Annotated in this window: 15 protein-coding genes; 12 read left to right on the top strand and 3 right to left on the bottom strand. The window is 63.2% G+C overall.

Translation table 11 applies throughout. The features are described from left to right. The first annotated feature begins 145 nt into the window (after nt 1-145). Nucleotides 146-1,162, top strand: a complete 1,017-nt coding sequence (locus tag GV818_RS28675; protein ID WP_161778153.1) for an AraC family transcriptional regulator — start codon at nt 146-148, stop codon at nt 1,160-1,162. Between the two features lie 690 nt (nt 1,163-1,852). Here the strand turns inward: GV818_RS28675 and GV818_RS28680 are convergent. Next, nucleotides 1,853-3,721 carry a sigma-54-dependent Fis family transcriptional regulator gene (locus GV818_RS28680; RefSeq protein WP_161778154.1) on the bottom strand — a complete coding sequence of 623 codons (1,869 nt, stop codon included), beginning with the start codon at nt 3,719-3,721 and terminating at the stop codon, nt 1,853-1,855. Between the two features lie 355 nt (nt 3,722-4,076). Between GV818_RS28680 and GV818_RS28685 the strand changes: the two genes are divergently transcribed. The 11 genes from GV818_RS28685 (at nt 4,077) to GV818_RS28735 (ending at nt 13,369) form a co-directional block, all read left to right on the top strand. Then, a complete protein-coding gene (locus tag GV818_RS28685) occupies nt 4,077-5,174 on the top strand; it encodes an ATP-NAD kinase family protein (RefSeq protein WP_161778155.1) in 1,098 nt (365 codons plus the stop codon). Further along, nucleotides 5,152-6,129, top strand: coding sequence for a thiamine pyrophosphate-dependent dehydrogenase E1 component subunit alpha (locus GV818_RS28690; RefSeq protein ID WP_161778156.1), 978 nt, complete (start codon nt 5,152-5,154; stop codon nt 6,127-6,129). Before GV818_RS28685 ends, GV818_RS28690 begins: the two co-directional genes overlap by 23 nt. A gap of 33 nt (nt 6,130-6,162) precedes the next feature. Next, nucleotides 6,163-7,176: an alpha-ketoacid dehydrogenase subunit beta gene (locus GV818_RS28695; protein WP_161778157.1), complete on the top strand. Its 1,014-nt coding sequence runs from the start codon at nt 6,163-6,165 to the stop codon at nt 7,174-7,176. Beyond that, nucleotides 7,176-8,288: an acetoin dehydrogenase dihydrolipoyllysine-residue acetyltransferase subunit gene (locus GV818_RS28700; protein WP_161778158.1), complete on the top strand. Its 1,113-nt coding sequence runs from the start codon at nt 7,176-7,178 to the stop codon at nt 8,286-8,288. The genes GV818_RS28695 and GV818_RS28700 overlap by 1 nt, the downstream gene beginning before the upstream one ends. 88 nt (nt 8,289-8,376) lie before the next feature. Continuing rightward, nucleotides 8,377-9,450 carry a 2,3-butanediol dehydrogenase gene (locus GV818_RS28705; protein ID WP_256679549.1) on the top strand — a complete coding sequence of 358 codons (1,074 nt, stop codon included), beginning with the start codon at nt 8,377-8,379 and terminating at the stop codon, nt 9,448-9,450. A 142-nt stretch (nt 9,451-9,592) separates the two neighbouring features. Then, a complete protein-coding gene (locus GV818_RS28710) occupies nt 9,593-10,318 on the top strand; it encodes a hypothetical protein (protein ID WP_178125166.1) in 726 nt (241 codons plus the stop codon). Nucleotides 10,319-10,619: 301 nt separating this feature from the next. Next, nucleotides 10,620-11,057, top strand: a complete 438-nt coding sequence (locus tag GV818_RS35185; protein WP_368668961.1) for a DUF4303 domain-containing protein — start codon at nt 10,620-10,622, stop codon at nt 11,055-11,057. Between the two features lie 284 nt (nt 11,058-11,341). Continuing rightward, a complete protein-coding gene (locus tag GV818_RS28720; RefSeq protein ID WP_161778161.1) occupies nt 11,342-11,779 on the top strand; it encodes a hypothetical protein in 438 nt (145 codons plus the stop codon). 139 nt (nt 11,780-11,918) lie between these two features. Beyond that, complete coding sequence (locus tag GV818_RS28725; protein ID WP_161778162.1) at nt 11,919-12,530, top strand: hypothetical protein; 612 nt, start codon at nt 11,919-11,921, stop codon at nt 12,528-12,530. Nucleotides 12,531-12,662: 132 nt separating this feature from the next. Further along, complete coding sequence (locus GV818_RS28730; protein WP_161778163.1) at nt 12,663-12,878, top strand: SMI1/KNR4 family protein; 216 nt, start codon at nt 12,663-12,665, stop codon at nt 12,876-12,878. Nucleotides 12,879-13,009: 131 nt separating this feature from the next. Continuing rightward, entirely contained in the window at nt 13,010-13,369 is a 360-nt protein-coding gene (locus tag GV818_RS28735) for a hypothetical protein (RefSeq protein WP_161778164.1), read from the top strand. Nucleotides 13,370-13,505: 136 nt separating this feature from the next. On the opposite strand, the gene GV818_RS28740 is transcribed toward GV818_RS28735, so the two are convergent. Both GV818_RS28740 and GV818_RS28745 read right to left on the bottom strand, forming a co-directional pair. Further along, complete coding sequence (locus GV818_RS28740; RefSeq protein WP_161759941.1) at nt 13,506-14,792, bottom strand: MFS transporter; 1,287 nt, start codon at nt 14,790-14,792, stop codon at nt 13,506-13,508. 74 nt (nt 14,793-14,866) lie between these two features. Beyond that, on the bottom strand, nt 14,867-16,246 hold the full coding sequence (locus GV818_RS28745) for a M20 family metallopeptidase (RefSeq protein ID WP_161778165.1): 1,380 nt from the start codon (nt 16,244-16,246) through the stop codon (nt 14,867-14,869). Nucleotides 16,247-16,250: the final 4 nt, after the last annotated feature.

The following is a 16,250-nucleotide window of genomic DNA, read 5'->3' on the forward strand; positions in this document are numbered from 1 at the left end:
TTCGCGGAGCATGGCGCGGTTGCCTTGCACTGCGGGTTTTCCAGCGCGAGTCTAGAGCCCGGCACGGTGGCCGGCCTATGCCGAAAGCGGTCAAGGGTGCTGGCGTTTTTTGCCATAGTTCCAGCTACGGGAGCACAGCCTCTACATGCGTGAAACCGATTCGGTCGCGGTCTACTTTGTCCAGGTGATGACCCATGCCCTGCGCGAGCAGCCGCTGCGCCTGGCGGCGCTGCTGAGCGAGGCCGGCATCGACCCGGGGTTGCTCGACCAGCCCCGGGCCCGGGTGCCCGGCAGCGCCTTTGCCGCGTTGTGGTTGATCCAGATCCGTGAACTGCAAGACGAATTCTTCCAGCTCGACTCTCGCGGCATGCCGCCGGGGGCCTTTGCCCTGATCTGCCGCGGGCTGATCCAGGAGCCCAATCTGGAAAAGGCCCTGCGCCAGTGCCTGAACAACTTCAGCCTGTTCCTGCGCGACGTCGGCGCCAGCCTCAGCGTGCGCGGCAAGCGCGCGGTGCTCAGCCTCGACAGCCGCGGTGACGATCCGCTGCGCAGCCATTACGCCGAGGAAACCTTGCTGGTGCTGATCATCAGCCTGCTGTGCTGGCTCGGCGGGCGACGGATTCCTATCGACCGCGCCGACTTTCGCCATTCACGCCTGAGCCTGAGCGACGACCCGCTGCTGTGGGGCAGCAACCTGACCTGGAACGCCGGGCGCACCGAGATCGAGTTCGCCAGCCGCTTCTTGCGCCTGCCGGTGGTCCAGGATTTGGCCTCGCTCAAGGTGTTCCTGCGCAGCGCCCCGCAATGGCTGGTGATCCGCTTTCGCAACCAGCACGGCCTGACCACCCAGGTGCACCAGCGATTGCGGGGCAGCCACTACAGCCAATGGCCGACCCTGGAAGCCTTTGCCAGGGAAGTGCAGATGAGCCCCAGCACCCTGCGCCGGCGCCTGGAGCGCGAGGGTGGCGCTTATCAAGAGATCAAGGACGAAGTGCGCCGGGGCGTGGCCGTGGAACTGCTGCGCCGCTCGGCGGCCAGCATCAGCGAGATAGCCGAACTGACCGGCTTCCAGGAGCCCAGCGCCTTCCACCGCGCGTTCAAGAAATGGACCGGCGAAAGCCCCGGGCGCTACCGTGCGCGTTTCCAGCCCGCTCCTGCCTGACGCCACGACCTCACGGCTCCTACGGATCTCGCCACAGCGCGCAGCCTTGTGTAGGAGCTGGCTTGCCAGCGAAGGCGTCCGCAAGATCGACGCCCCATCCGAAGGCCTCTTCGCCGGCAAGCCGGCTCCTACGGATCTCGCCACACCACGGAGCCTTGTGTAGGAGCTGGCTTGCCAGCGAAGGCGCCCGTAAGATCACCGCCCCATCCGAAGGCCTCTTCGCCGGCAAGCCGGCTCCTACGGATCTCGTCACACCGCGTAGCCTCGTGTAGGAGCTGGCTTGCCAGCGAAGGCGTCCGCAAGGTCGCCGCACAATCCAGGGGGCCCCTTCGCCGGCAAGCCGGCTCCTACGGATCGCGTCACACCGCGCAGCCTTGTGTAGGAGCTGGCTTGCCAGCGAAGGCGTCCGCAAGATCGCCGCCCCATCCGAAGGCCTCTTCGCCGGCAAGCCGGCTCCTACGGATCTCGTCACACCGCGGAGCCTTGTGTGGGAGCTGGCTTGCCAGCGAAGGCGCCCGCAAGATCGACGCACAATCCGAAGGCCTCTTCGCCGGCAAGCCGGCTCCTACGGATCTCGCCACACCGCGTAGCCTTGTGTAGGAGCTGGCTTGCCAGCGAAGGCGTCCGCAAGATCGCCGTCCCATTCAAGGGCCTCTTCGCCGGCAAGCCGGCTCCTACGGTCGGTGTGGGTTAGGTCGGGTTTCTGCCGGGCATCTGGATGCCGTGCTGCTGCACGCGGCGGTACAGGGTGGCGCGGGAGATGCCCAGGGACTTGGCCGCCGCCAGGGGTTTCCAGCGGTGACGCACCAGGGCATCCAGCAGGGCCTGGCGCTCGGGGCTGGTGGCGGTTTCCGGGGCGGGCAGGGCGTCTGGCGCTTCGCCGCCGCGCAGTTGCTCGGGCAAGTCATGCAGTTGGATCAAGGGCCCTTCACACACGGCGCAGGCGTAGCGCAAGACATGCCGCAATTGCCGCACATTGCCCGGCCAGCGGTAGCCCAGCAGGCATTCCAATGCCACATCACCCAGTTGCACCGGCGCGCCGCAGCGTTTGGATTCTTCCTCGACAATCCGGGTGATCAGCGCCAGCCGGTCGCTGCGTTCGCGCAGGGGCGGCAGTTGAAAGCGTGCGCCCCCCAGGCGGAAATACAGGTCTTCGCGAAAGCTGCCCGCAGCCACCAGCGCTTCCAGGTCGCGGTGGGTGGCGCAGATCACCTGGATATCCACCGACTGGCGCCGCGAGGCCCCCAGCGGTGCCACTTCACCCTCGGCCAACACCCGCAGCAGGCGGGTCTGCAAGGCCAGGGGCATGTCGCCGATTTCATCGAGGAACAGGGTGCCGCCATCGGCCTGTTGCAGCAGCCCCTGCATGCCCTTGTTCGAGGCCCCGGTAAAAGCCCCGGCGACATAGCCGAACAGTTCGCTCTCGATCAGGCTTTCCGGGATCGCCGCGCAGTTCACCGCGACAAAAGGCCGGTCGCTGCGTTGGCTGGCCTGGTGCAGTTGGCGGGCGAAGACTTCCTTGCCGGAACCGGTCTCGCCCTGGATCAGCACCGGCAAATGCCGGTCCTTGACCCGCACCGCCAGGCGTAGGCTTTGCTCCACCCGCGGGTCCAGCTGTTCCCCGGCGAGGCTCAGGCGCGGGCGACTCTGGGGCCGGCGCGGCGCCTGCAAGCGGCCATGCAGCTCGGCGGACAGCGGGCACAGGCCTTCGTCGCGGGCGCGCTGCAACCGTTGCGGGTCGAACACCTGGGCAATGTGTTGCGGCAGCCGGCCATGGCGCCGCAGCAGGTAATGGCGCGCCGCCGGATTCAGGGCCCGCAGGCAGCCGTCGTCGTCCCAGGCCAGCAGGTAATCGGGCTGGCTGTCGACATAGCCCGGGCTGGCGTGGGCCCGCAGCACCCAATAGCCCTGGGCGCTGTTCATGAAGAACGCCTGTTCGATCTCCCGCGCGCTCTGCACCACCATCTGCCGGATCAGGTGCTGGGAACGGCGGTCGTCCGGGGAGCGCACCGCCGACACATCCAGCACCCCCAGCAACTCGCCCTGGGGGTCGAACACCGGGGCGGCGGAGCAGGTCAGGCCGATGAACGCGGCGCGAAAGTGGTCGCGCTTGTGCACCGTGATCGGCGCGCGTGCGGTGAGCACCGCCGCCACGCCGCAGGTGCCTTCTTCACCCTCCGACCAGCAGGTACCCAGGTACAGCCCGGCCTTGCGGCAGTCGTTGCGCAGGGTGGACTCCACCCGGTAGTCGATGGTCTGGCCCTGGGCGTCGGTGAGCAGCACGCAGTAGTCGGCATCGCGCACCCGGCCATGCAGGCGGGCCACTTCTTCGCTGGCAATGCGCAGGAACAGCTCGGAACGTTCGCGGCATTCCTTGAGTACGTTCTCGGACAGGATGCGCGGCCCCTGCAGCGAGCCAGGGTCCAGTTGGTGCTGCTCCATCGAGCGGCGCCAGGAATCGAGGATCAGGCTTGGCACTGGCGCCTGGGGCAGGTGCGCGGCGTTTTTCAGGACCCGGCTGACGCAGTCCACATGGGCTTTTGAATGTGCGGAAAGCATGAAGGCCTCCGGTTGCAGCTTCTTATCGTTGTCGGCGCATTAAGCGCTGTTCCGCGAGCCTCGACAAGCACTGGCTGCCCGGACGGCGGGGGTGAGACGGAACGTCTCAAGGTCTCGCCAAGAGCCCGTGCCGCCTGACATGCAACGTCTCAGGCGGGCCTGTGAGCAAGCCTTGCAGTCACCCAAGAGAAGCGCTCTGGAACAGCGTTTTTCAGGCTTTTCAAGGCAACTGGCACCGGCCTTGCTCTAGGCCTTGGCAGCCAGCGACCGACCATTCGCCGCGACTGGCCCATCGAACAATAAGAACGAGGTGCTGTATGTCTTTCCCTGCCTGTGAACCGCCAGCGGTGAGCTCATGAGTCGCCCCTTGAGCGTCGGCATCATCGCCAACCCGGCTTCGGGCCGCGATGTGCGTCGCCTCACCGCCAACGCCGGTCTGTTCTCCAGCACCGACAAAGTCTCGGTGATCCAGCGCCTGTTGGCAGCCTTCGGTGCCACCGGCATCACCCAGGTGCTGATGCCCACCGACATGACCGGCATCGCCGCTGCGGTGCAGAAGAACAGCCGCAGCCGCCAGGCCCGGGAGCAGCACTGGCCGGCCCTGGAGTTCCTCGACCTGACCCTGCGCCAGAGCGTCGAAGACACCCGCCAGGCCGCGCGCTGGATGGTCGAGCGCGGGGTGGCGCTGATCGCCGTACTCGGCGGCGATGGCACCCACAAGGCGGTGGCCGCTGAGGTCGGCGACATCCCATTGCTGACCCTGTCCACCGGCACCAACAACGCCTTTCCGGAACTGCGCGAAGCCACCAGTGCGGGGCTGGCCGGTGGGCTCTACGCCAGCGGCCGGGTGCCCGCCGAGATTGCCCTGCGGCGCAACAAGCGGCTGCTGGTGCGCGAGCCGTCCCGCGGCCTGTGTGAAGTGGCCCTGGTGGATGTGGCGGTGTCGCCCCTGGCCTTTGTCGGCGCCCGGGCCATCAGCCGTGCTAGCGACCTGGCGCAGGTGTTCGTGACCTTCGCCGAGCCTCAGTCCATCGGCATTTCCGCCCTCTGCGGGTTGTGGCTGCCGGTCACCCGCCAGGAGCCCCACGGCGCCTGGATGCGCCTGGACCCGCACTCCCCCCAAGCGCTGCTGGTGCCCCTGGCCCCCGGCCTGTTGCAGGGCTGCGGCGTGCTGGACGCCGGCTACCTGCAACCCGAGGTGCCCCAGCCGCTGTGCCTGAACGCCGGCACCCTGGCCCTGGATGGCGAGCGCGAGATCGAATTCAACCCCCACGACCGGCCCACGGTCACCCTGGATGCCGGCGGCCCGCTGAGCATCGACGTCAACTCGGTGCTGGAACACGCGGCGCGCCAGCGCCTGCTGGCCATCGACCGCCATCACCGGCAACACCCCGTGAACCTTCAGTCCGAAGACACCCTGGAGAATAAAAATGTCGACACCCCTGACCACTGACCAGTTGCTTCACGCCTACCGGGTGATGCGCACCATCCGCGCATTCGAAGAACGCCTGCACGTGGAATTCGCCACCGGCGAGATCCCCGGTTTCGTCCACCTCTACGCCGGCGAAGAAGCCTCGGCCGCCGGGGTCATGGCCCACCTGCGCGACGATGACTGCATCGCCTCCAACCACCGTGGCCACGGCCATTGCATCGCCAAAGGCGTGGACGTCTACGGGATGATGGCGGAGATCTACGGCAAGAAGACCGGGGTCTGCCAGGGCAAGGGCGGCTCCATGCACATCGCCGATTTCGAGAAGGGCATGCTCGGCGCCAACGGCATTGTCGGCGCCGGTGCGCCGCTGGTGGTGGGCGCGGCCCTGGCCGCGCGGCTGCAAGGCACCGACGGCGTGTCGGTGGTGTTCTTCGGCGACGGCGGCTCCAACGAGGGCGCGGTGTTCGAGGCCATGAACATGGCCTCGGTGTGGAACCTGCCGTGCCTGTTCATCGCCGAGAACAACGGCTACGCCGAGGCCACGGCGTCCAACTGGTCGGTGGCCTGCGATCACATCGCCGACCGCGCCGCCGGCTTCGGCATGCCCGGGGTGACGGTGGACGGTTTTGACTTCTTCGCCGTGCACGAAGCCGCCGGCGCCGCCGTGGAGCGGGCCCGGGCCGGGGAGGGGCCGTCGCTGATCGAGGTCAAGCTGACCCGTTACTACGGCCACTTCGAGGGCGACGCCCAGACCTACCGCGCCCCGGACGAGGTCAAGCATTACCGCGAGCACAACGACTGCCTGATGCAGTTCCGGCAAAGCACCAGCCGTTCCGGGCGGGTGCAGGCCAGCCAGTTGGACCAGATCGATGCAGAGGTGGAAGCGCTGATCGAAGACGCGGTGTGCAAGGCCAAGTCCGACCCTAAACCGAGCCCCGCCGACCTGCTCAGCGACGTGTACGTCAGTTACCCGTAACGCCTCCTCCCAGAACAACAAGAGACCACCATCATGGCGAGAAAAATCAGTTACCAGCAGGCCATCAACGAAGCCCTGGCCCAGGAAATGCGCCGCGACCCCAGCGTGTTCATCATGGGTGAAGACGTGGCCGGCGGTGCCGGCGCCCCCGGCGACAACGACGCCTGGGGCGGCGTGCTCGGGGTGACCAAGGGCCTCTACCATCAATTCCCCGGGCGGGTGCTGGACACCCCGCTGTCGGAAATCGGCTACGTCGGCGCCGCAGTCGGTGCTGCTACCCGCGGCGTGCGCCCGGTGTGCGAGCTGATGTTCGTCGACTTCGCCGGCTGCTGCCTGGACCAGATCCTCAACCAGGCGGCGAAGTTTCGCTACATGTTCGGCGGCAAGGCCCAGACCCCGCTGGTGATCCGCACCATGGTCGGCGCCGGCCTGCGCGCCGCGGCCCAGCACTCGCAGATGCTCACCTCGCTGTGGACTCACATCCCCGGGCTGAAAGTGGTCTGCCCGTCGTCGCCCTACGACGCCAAGGGCCTGCTGATCCAGGCCATCCGCGACAACGACCCGGTGATTTTTTGCGAGCACAAAATGCTCTACAGCCTGCAGGGCGACGTGCCGGAGGAGTCCTACGCCATTCCGTTCGGCGAGGCCAACTTCCTGCGCGACGGCAAGGACGTGACCCTGGTGTCCTACGGGCGCACGGTGAACACCGCGCTGGAGGCGGCCCGTAGCCTGGCCGGGCGCGGCATCGACTGCGAGGTGATCGACCTGCGCACCACCAGCCCCCTGGACGAAGACAGCATCCTGGAAAGCGTGGAGAAGACCGGGCGCCTGGTGGTGATCGACGAAGCCAACCCGCGCTGCTCCATGGCCACCGACATCTCGGCCCTGGTGGCGCAGAAAGCCTTCGCCTCCCTCAAGGCGCCGATCGAAATGGTCACCGCGCCCCATACGCCAGTGCCGTTCTCCGACGCCCTGGAAGACCTGTACATCCCCGACGCGGCGAAGATCGAGAAAGCCGTGCTCACTGTGATCGAGTGGAGCCGCTGATGAGCCAGATCCATACCCTGACCATGCCCAAGTGGGGCCTGTCGATGACCGAGGGCCGGGTCGATGCCTGGCTCAAGGAAGAGGGGCAGAGCATCAGCAAGGGCGACGAAGTGCTGGACGTGGAGACCGACAAGATCTCCAGCAGCGTCGAGGCGCCGTTCTCCGGCATTCTGCGCCGGCAGATCGCCCGCCAGGACGAGACCCTGGCGGTGGGCGCGTTGCTGGGCATCGTGGTGGATGGCGAAGCCAGTGACGCCGAGATCGACGCGGTGATCGAGCAGTTCCAGGCCAGCTTCGTGCCCGGTGACAGCGCCGACGAAGACAGCGGCCCGGCGCCGCAAAAGGTGGAAATCGGCGGTCGGTTGATCCGCTATTTCGAGCGCGGTGAAGGCGCCACGCCAGTGCTGCTGGTGCACGGCTTTGGCGGCGACCTCAACAACTGGCTGTTCAACCACGAGGCCCTGGCCGCCGGGCGCCGGGTGATTGCCCTGGACCTGCCGGGCCACGGCGAATCGACCAAGGCCCTGCAACGGGGTGACCTCGACGAATTGAGCGAAGTGCTGCTGGCGCTGCTGGATCACCTGGAGATTCCCGCGGCCCATCTGGTGGGCCACTCCATGGGCGGCGCGGTGTCCCTCAACACCGCGCGGCTGGCGCCAGACCGCGTGCGTTCCCTGACCCTGATCGGCAGTGCCGGGCTGGGCCGCGAGATCAATGGCGACTACCTGCAAGGCTTTGTCGAGGCGGGCAACCGCAATGCGCTGAAGCCGCAGCTGGTGCAGCTGTTCTCCAATGCCGAGCTGGTGAACCGGCAGATGCTCGACGACATGCTCAAGTACAAGCGCCTGGAAGGGGTGCAGGCGGCCCTCGGGCAGCTTGCTAGCAACCTCTTCGCCGACGGCCGCCAGCAGGCCGACCTGCGCCCGGTGGTGCAGGACGGCCCGCAGCCGGTGCTGGTGATCTGGGGCAGCGACGACCGGATCATTCCAGTGAGCCACAGCGCCGATCTCAAGGCGCAGATCGAGGTGCTGCCGGGGCAGGGGCACATGCTGCAGATGGAAGCGGCGGAGCAGGTCAACCGCCTGATCCTCGACTTCATCCAGCAGCACTGAGGTGTTCTGCGGCGGCCAGGGGGCCGTCGCAGCTCGATAACAATAAGGAGAAGCCAAGATGAGTGTTTCCCTCAAGCCGGTTCCCAGCATGCGTGCCGCGGTCTGGCACGGCCGCCACGATATCCGCGTCGAAGACGTGCCACTGCCCGACGCGCCAGCGGCCGGCTGGGTGCAGATCCGCGTCGACTGGTGCGGCATCTGCGGTTCCGACCTGCACGAATACGTGGCCGGGCCGGTGTTCATTCCGGTGGCGGCGCCGCACCCGCTGACCGGGATCAAGGGCCAGTGCATCCTCGGCCACGAGTTCTGCGGCGAGATAGTCACTCTGGGCGAAGGGGTCCAGGGTTTCAGCGTTGGCCAGCCAGTGGCCGCCGACGCCTGCCAGCATTGCGGCACCTGCTACTACTGCACCCACGGCCTGTACAACATCTGTGAAAACCTGGCCTTTACCGGGCTGATGAACAACGGCGCCTTCGCCGAATTGGTCAACGTGCCGGCCAACCTGCTGTACGCCTTGCCGGCCAACTTTCCCGCCGAGGCCGGGGCGCTGATCGAGCCGCTGGCGGTGGGCATGCACGCGGTAAAAAAGGCCGGCAGCCTGCTGGGGCAGAACGTAGTGGTGGTCGGCGCCGGCACCATCGGCCTGTGCACCATCATGTGCGCCAAGGCTGCCGGCGCGGCCCAGGTGATCGCCCTGGAAATGTCCGGCGCGCGCAAGGCCAAGGCCCTGGAGGTGGGCGCGACCCACGTGCTCGATCCCAAGGAATGCGACGCCCTGGCCGAGGTCAAGCGCCTGACCGGCGGCCTGGGGGCCGATGTCAGCTTTGAATGCATTGGTAACAAGCACACCGCCAAGCTGGCCATCGACCTGATCCGCAAGGCCGGCAAGTGCGTGCTGGTGGGCATTTTCGAAGAGCCCAGCGAGTTCAACTTCTTCGAGCTGGTGGCCACCGAGAAGCAGGTGCTGGGGGCCCTGGCCTACAACGGTGAGTTCGCCGATGTGATCGCCTTTATCGCCGACGGCCGCCTGGATATTTCGCCCCTGGTGACCGGGCGGATTCAGCTGGAACAGATCGTTGGCCAGGGCTTCGAAGAGCTGGTCAACAACAAGGAACACAACGTCAAGATCATCGTTTCGCCGGGACCGTTGCGACGCTCGTAAACGAGCGATTTGGCGATGGCCGGCAGCGGCCATCGCACTTTTTTACAGTTTTGCGTTCTATCACCAGGCCTGGCTACGCCGATCCCCGTCGCAGCCCGTGAATTCCGACCCGGTGCCGATGGCCTACGCTCCCTCTTCTTGCATGATGCAAAACCGCTTTCAGCGCCTGCTTCTGGCAGGGCTGCTGATGCTCAGCGCCACTGCCTGCACCCAGCAGCAAGGGCGCGATATCGCCAAACAGTTTCGTGAAGGCAAGCCTGACGAATTTTTCCAGACCAGCGTTGATCGCATGGCCACCATCGGCATGCGTGACAACCTGCAGAGCCTGTACCTGCTGATGGGCAAGCTCTATCTGCGCAACCCCAGCCAGTGGCGCAAGTCGGGGTTTGCCGATGGCACCACAGCCCAGCGGGAGATCCGCAATGCCATTGAACAACGCCAGCCATTGCCAGCCTTGGGCGATCGCCGCGACCTGGTGGCCCTGAGTTATTCCCTGAGCCCGGAGTTTCAGGGCGATCGGGTCGGGGCCTTCATCTATGCCATTGGCAGCATGCTGGTGACGGCCCACGGCGGGCGTACCGAGTTCTACATGACCGACAGCATCGATCCGCAGTTCATCAGCAACGCCGCGCGCAATATCGAGAAGGCCACCTGGCTGCTGAGCCAGCGTCAGGATGCCAACGGCGTGCTGTTGCTGTTCTCCAATGAGATTTCCGAGGAGGGCAGCAACCTGAGTTTTGCCGTGGAGTTCGGCAAGATCGTGGCGCGCCTGGATTTGCTGACGCAGATTCTGGATGAGCGTTATCGGCGGGTGGGGCTCAATTACGCGCAGAGCTTGTTGCTGATGAATTTCTTGCCGGTGCAGTAGCCGACAAGCGCCGCTACCGAAGGCTGCGATAAGGTCCGACGTCGAAGGGCTGGTGCTGTGAGGCGCGTACCGCGCAAAATACCGGGCGAGTGTGTGAAGCCTTGGCCAGGGCGGTTACTGGCAGCGCCGGGAACGCTGCGGATAGGGTCTTGGCTTTACGAAAAATGCGCCGGCACTGCGCTGGCGAAACAATCAACGTGTTGCCATAAGGAATAGCATCATGGTTGTTTTTGATGCCGCTGAATTTCACCGCCGAGTTGTCGCGGCCTCTCGTCAGGCGATAGCGAAATTTACAATGCAAATGCCCGAGTCTGAAGTGTGCGGCTTTGCGTTGTACTCCGACGCGGACGCAACCTCCCTGTCTGTATCGCTCAACTGCAAAACCCACCTGGCGAAGATGCAGGCCAAGTACCCTGAAGATCCCGTCTATTTCAAGTGGAGTCCCGGCGAATGGAGTCATGAGGGCTTTGGCGAGGAGTTTTTTGCGGACATATCCGAGGATATGCGGCGCTCCTGTGAGTCGGTCTCGGAAGGGCCCGACTTCAAACAGCATTGCGATGCTGTTTTTGGCCTCTGCGTCGACGCCCTTAAAGAGTTGCGCCAGACCGAGTTGGCTGGGGTCATTTTCGCTTTCTCGGTGACCGATACTCTCGACCCGGAGACGGAAATCCATTGGATCAGGGACACCAATTGCCCTTCGCAGGCGGCCGAGTTTGAGCGCTGGATTGTCCAGCAATAATGTCAAATGTTCCGGTCCAGGTATCGCACGGGTATCGAACAGGAACGCCTGCTCAAGCAACTGGTGTTGTTGCCGGTCGGCCTCAACGGTGAAGGTATTCACGGCCCGACCGATGATGTGGGATTTGGCGACAACGGCAAGCACATGACCTGCTGGCACCATGAGCACAGTCTCGATCATCAAAGGCTGGTGTTTTCCGATGATCAGACCGACTGCCCGATCTTTGGGGATGTGAAGCAGTCATCAGGTGCGGATTTGATACGGATATTAAAAGGAGTCGATGGATGCTGGATCACATTCAGGAAATCAAATCGATCATATTTTGTGAAAAGTATGAATCAATAGTGAATGCCATTAAGTCCGCTGCAGGGATTGAGATTTTTCAAGAGTATGAAGATGTAATGGTTGCAATAGACGCCAGAAGGATCGCCTTGTCTGGCGTGTCGTATAAAGAAATACAGGAAGCTTTGAATGATGGAGAGGGTTTATTGAAATTCTCAATCAATAAACTTGCCAAAAAAGACCAGGATGTGGAGCAGGAAGGCTATGAGCCCAGCGTGCTGGTCAAGTGTCACGGGTATTCAAAAGCCTTTCTCTTGATCAATCTTGTGGACCTCATAGTGGCTAGGCGGGGGAGTAAGGAACTTGAACAGTACTTTAAGTCCTCCCGTATTCCTGATTGGAAGAACTATGCGAAAGAGGTTTTGAACTTTGTGCCTTGAGGGTTTTTGATCCTGCGAAAGCCACCTGATCCATGCCCGGACCTGGCACACCGCAGGACATGACCGAGGTCGAAGGGCATAGCGTGTGGTGCGCTTACTGTAAGGTGCAGTGTTAAGCGTATTGAAATGTAGGTGGTGTATGAGTCTTGAAAATAGAGCGATATTTGAGCGGAAATTGCTTGAGAAATTGAAGGAGATTGAGCTTTCCAACTCAATGATAAAAGCCTCAAAAAACAAACTAAAATTCAAGAGTGGAAATAAATTTGTCGCGGAGCTGTATATTCAACACCTGGCCCGAGTTGACAGCTACTACCTTGGTGGGACTGTTTACGGGGGCGCGATTTTTGAGGGTTTGTCCAGCATTGAACCGCCCTACAAAAGTAATGTGTTCAATGACTCCTGTTGCTCATTTACGACGCTTGGTCAGGAGGATAAAAAATTCAGTCTGGAACTTGGAGGGGCCATAAAAACTCCCTCACTTGCTGACGTGGAAGCTGTTTGCGGGCATATTAAGAAAGTCCTTGAAGATCACTATGTGCCGAAAATCATCGCCTGCATCATTCCCGGCCAAAGAACCATTCGTGATGTGTTGGAGTCTCCAGACGAATACTCTTTTCCAGCGCCATTCATTTATTGTGCAATAAAAAATGACGCGAAAATTGTCGAGTGCGGCATGTTGGATAAGGTGCGCCAGAGTAAGCGGGTTATAAAAAATAAAGAATTTGATTTAAAACTGTTTGAAGGCTTTTAGCCCATGGGCAATACGCTGGCAGGTGTTTAAGGTGGTAGCCCGACTCTTTCCACGGCGCGCCGATGGCACGTCGCAGGAGTTGAGTAATGTCCAAGGGCATGTGGTGTAGCAACGGCAGCAGGAGGATAGATCATGATGGCCGCTATTCTGGATTCTAAAGGGCCTATTGCCCACGGCCCCGGGGGCAATCTTGTATTAATCAGATTGGACAATAACTCCCCGGAGATATTCTTCTGGGATCATGAGACCGAGGCAGATGAAGGTGAGGAGCCCAGCGCAAGCAATATGTACATGATCAGTGATGGTCTTCCAGGGTTTTTCACGGGTCTCTATAAACAAGCTATTTAACAATAAATGCCAGAGGTGTTTATTAATTGCCGGTTGCCCTGCGTTTTCATGGCCGCCCCTCTTGGGTGGAAGTGTCGCGCCACTGCAAGCGTTAGAGCTGATCGAGAGCCGGTTCAAGGAGATGGGCTGAGATGATGGGGCTGAGTGAAATACTCTCCAGGATAAATGACGGTGTTTTTCTTGAGCTGATTTTCCAGGAGAACACTGACTGGGATGCCAGGTTGGATTCACGGGATGGCATCGAGTTTGCCAGCGCGTGGAGCGCTAGCTATGAACAAGTGCTTTCGTCATGTCCGCCTGAAGATGAATCCATCAGGCAAGTCAGAGAGGCTGCCTTCAAGAAGGTCTATCAGATCACTGGCAATCCGGATCTTGCAGGCTATGTGTCGGATGATTTTGGCCTGATCGTGCAGGCATTCATGCACCAGGTCGATAGCGGTTTTATACACCGCCTTTGGCAGGCTTACGCTCAAGGAACATTTCCCCATTAAAGAGTCAGCGCACTCTTTCATCCGTCTGCGTGTGTTGAATGTCAGCTGGGGCATCAGTCCTGCACGGTGAAGTCCGTTACCACTACGCCGCCCTTGGGTGACGGAGTGGCAAGAACCTCAGCCGATGCATCCAGCCTCACTGCAACTTGAGTTTTCTCCCCGCCATCAAAATTGCACCAATACTCAAACAGGCTGCCAGCATCAGATAAAAACTGGGTGCCAGTTGCGAGCCGGTGAGGGCGATCAATCCGGTGGCGATCACCGGGGCGAAACCGCCGAAAATCGTCACCCCCAGGTTGTAGCTCAAGGACATGCCGGTGACCCGGGTGCGCACGGGGAAGATGTCCGCCATCAGCGACGGCAGCGGGGCGAAGTACACCGCCTTGATCAGCGCCATCATCGCGACCACCAGCAGCAGGGAGCTGGCGCTCGGACGGCTGTTGAGCCAGAAGAACGCCGGCAGGATCGCCACGGCGTAGACCACGGCCGCTGCCAGCATGATTTTCAGGCGCCCGACATGGCCGGACAGGTAGCCGACGATGGGCGTGACTATGGTCAGGATCAGGCCGCCGGTGAGGGTCGCCAGAAAGCCCGAGGACTGGGAAATGTTCAGGCTGGTGGCGGCATAGGACGGCATGTACTGGATCATGTAGTTCGAGGCAGTGGACACCACCAGGGTGCCCATGGCGATCAACAGCAGGGTCTTCTGGGTCACCAGCACTTCGCGCAGGGGGCGTTCCCCCGGCTCGCTGGCCTTGAAGTCCGGCGATTCGTCGACGGTGCGGCGGATGTACAGGCCCACCGGGCCCAGCAGCAGGCCGAAGAAGAACGGCACGCGCCAGCCCCAGTCAAGCATCTGCTGGGGATCGAGGTGCTTGGTCAGGAAGTAGCCGAAGGTCGAGGCGATGACCACGCCAAAACCCTGGCTGGCGAACTGCAGGCTGGCGACAAAGTGCCGGGTGCGCGGCGGCGCGTGTTCCAGCATGAAGGCGGTGGAGGTGCCGAACTCGCCACCGGCGGAGAAGCCCTGCAGCAGCCGCGCCAGGAGAATGCCGATGGGCGCGGCGATACCCAGGGTGGCGTAGCTGGGCATGATGGCGATCAGCAGGGTGCCCGCCAGCATGATCAGGATCGACAGGGTCAGGGCTTTCTTGCGCCCCCGGCGGTCGGCGTAGGAACCCAGTACCGCCGCGCCCAGGGGGCGGATCAGGAACGAGATGCCGAAGGTGGCAAAGGCCAGCAGCAGGGAGAAGGTCGGGTCGGCGGTGGGAAAGAACACCTGGCTGATGGTCAGCGCGAAGTAGGCGTAGATCGACAGGTCGAACCACTCCAGGGTGTTGCCGATCAGGGCGGCGCCTATGGGTTTGTACAGGGCTTTGGGTTCGACCCGGATCGCGGTCGAGGTGGCGGCTAATTCTGTCATACAGGACGCTCCTGCTTATTGTTGGATTTTGAGCGACAGGTGCCCGACGTGAGCCGGGCGGGGCAGCGACGGCCTCAGGCCCGGGGCAGGTCCCCCAGGTCCCAGAACAAGGCCGTCATGATCTCCAGGCCCTGGCGAATCACCGGCAGCAGCAGGTGTTCGTCCGGGGCGTGCTGCGAGCAGCCGGGGTAGGAGTGGGGAATCCACAGGGTCGGCAGCCCCAGTACTTCGGCAAAGATGTCGTTGGGCAGGGTGCCCGCCAGGTTCGGCAACAGGGCCAGGCGCTGGGAGCTGCTGTTGGCGATGGAGGTCTTGGCGAACCTGACCCAGGGGTTGTCCGGGTCCAGGCGAGTGGCTGGGGAGCAGCGCTCCATGACGATCTCGACCTGGCTGAAGCCTTCGCGGTCCAGGTGCGCCCGCAGCAGGCTTTCCAGCTCTTGCCAGGGGGTGCCGAGGACAAAGCGCAATTGGCAGAAAGCCACGGCCCGGGGCGGAATGGCGTTCACCGGTTTTTGTGGGTTGCCGGTGCTGAAGGCGAGGATTTCCAGGGTGTTCCAGGCGAACAGGCGCTCGCCCAGGGTCAGCCCCGGTTCGCCCCAGTCTTCGTCCAGGGGCCGGCCCAGGGAGTCGCGATCAATCTCCAGGTCGGCGATGGCGGCGCGCACATTCTCGGGAATGCTCGCCGGCACCAGTTCGCGGCAGCGGATGCGCCCGTTGCGGTCCACCAGGCTGGCCAGGGCGTTGGCCAGCACCACGCCGGGGTTGCTCATGACCCCGCCCCAGTTGCCCGAGTGCAGGCCCTTGTCCCGGGTGTTGAGCTCCAGGCGGAACTGCGCCGAGCCCCGGGAGCCGAGGAACAGCGTCGGCCGGGCCTGATTCAGGCGCGGGCCGTCGGAGGCGATGAACACATCGGCCCGCAGCCGTTCGCGGTGTTCCTGGCACAGCTGGCGCAGCCCCGGGGAGCCGGCTTCCTCGCCCATCTCGAACAGCAGCTTGAGGTTGAAGCCCAGGCGCCCGTCGCGGGCCTTGAGCACCTGCTCCAGGGCCGCCAGGTTGATGCTGTGCTGGCCCTTGTTGTCGGCGGTGCCACGGCCGTACCAGCGTTCGCCTTCCACGGTCAGTTGCCAGGGGTCGAGGCCCGCGCGCCACTGCTCGGCATGGCCGGGTACCACGTCGCCATGGCCGTAGCTGAGCACCGTGTGCAGCGCCGGGTCTTCCAGGCGCGTGGCAATCAGGAACGGGCCGCCGGTTTCGGGGTTGGCCAGCATCTGGCAGTCGAAGCCCAGGCGTTGCAGCAGCGGCTGGATCTCTTCCAGCAGGTAGCGCGGCAACTCGCTGGCGTGGGCGGGGTCCTGGCTGTCACTGCGAAACGCCACCCGGCGCCGCAGGTCCTGTTCAAAGTGGCCGTCGTCCAGGTACTGGCGCACGCCAGTGAGGGCAGCTTGCTTGGTCATTGCG

Origin of the sequence: Pseudomonas sp. Fl4BN1 (assembly GCF_009908285.1) — a bacterium.
GTDB lineage: Bacteria > Pseudomonadota > Gammaproteobacteria > Pseudomonadales > Pseudomonadaceae > Aquipseudomonas.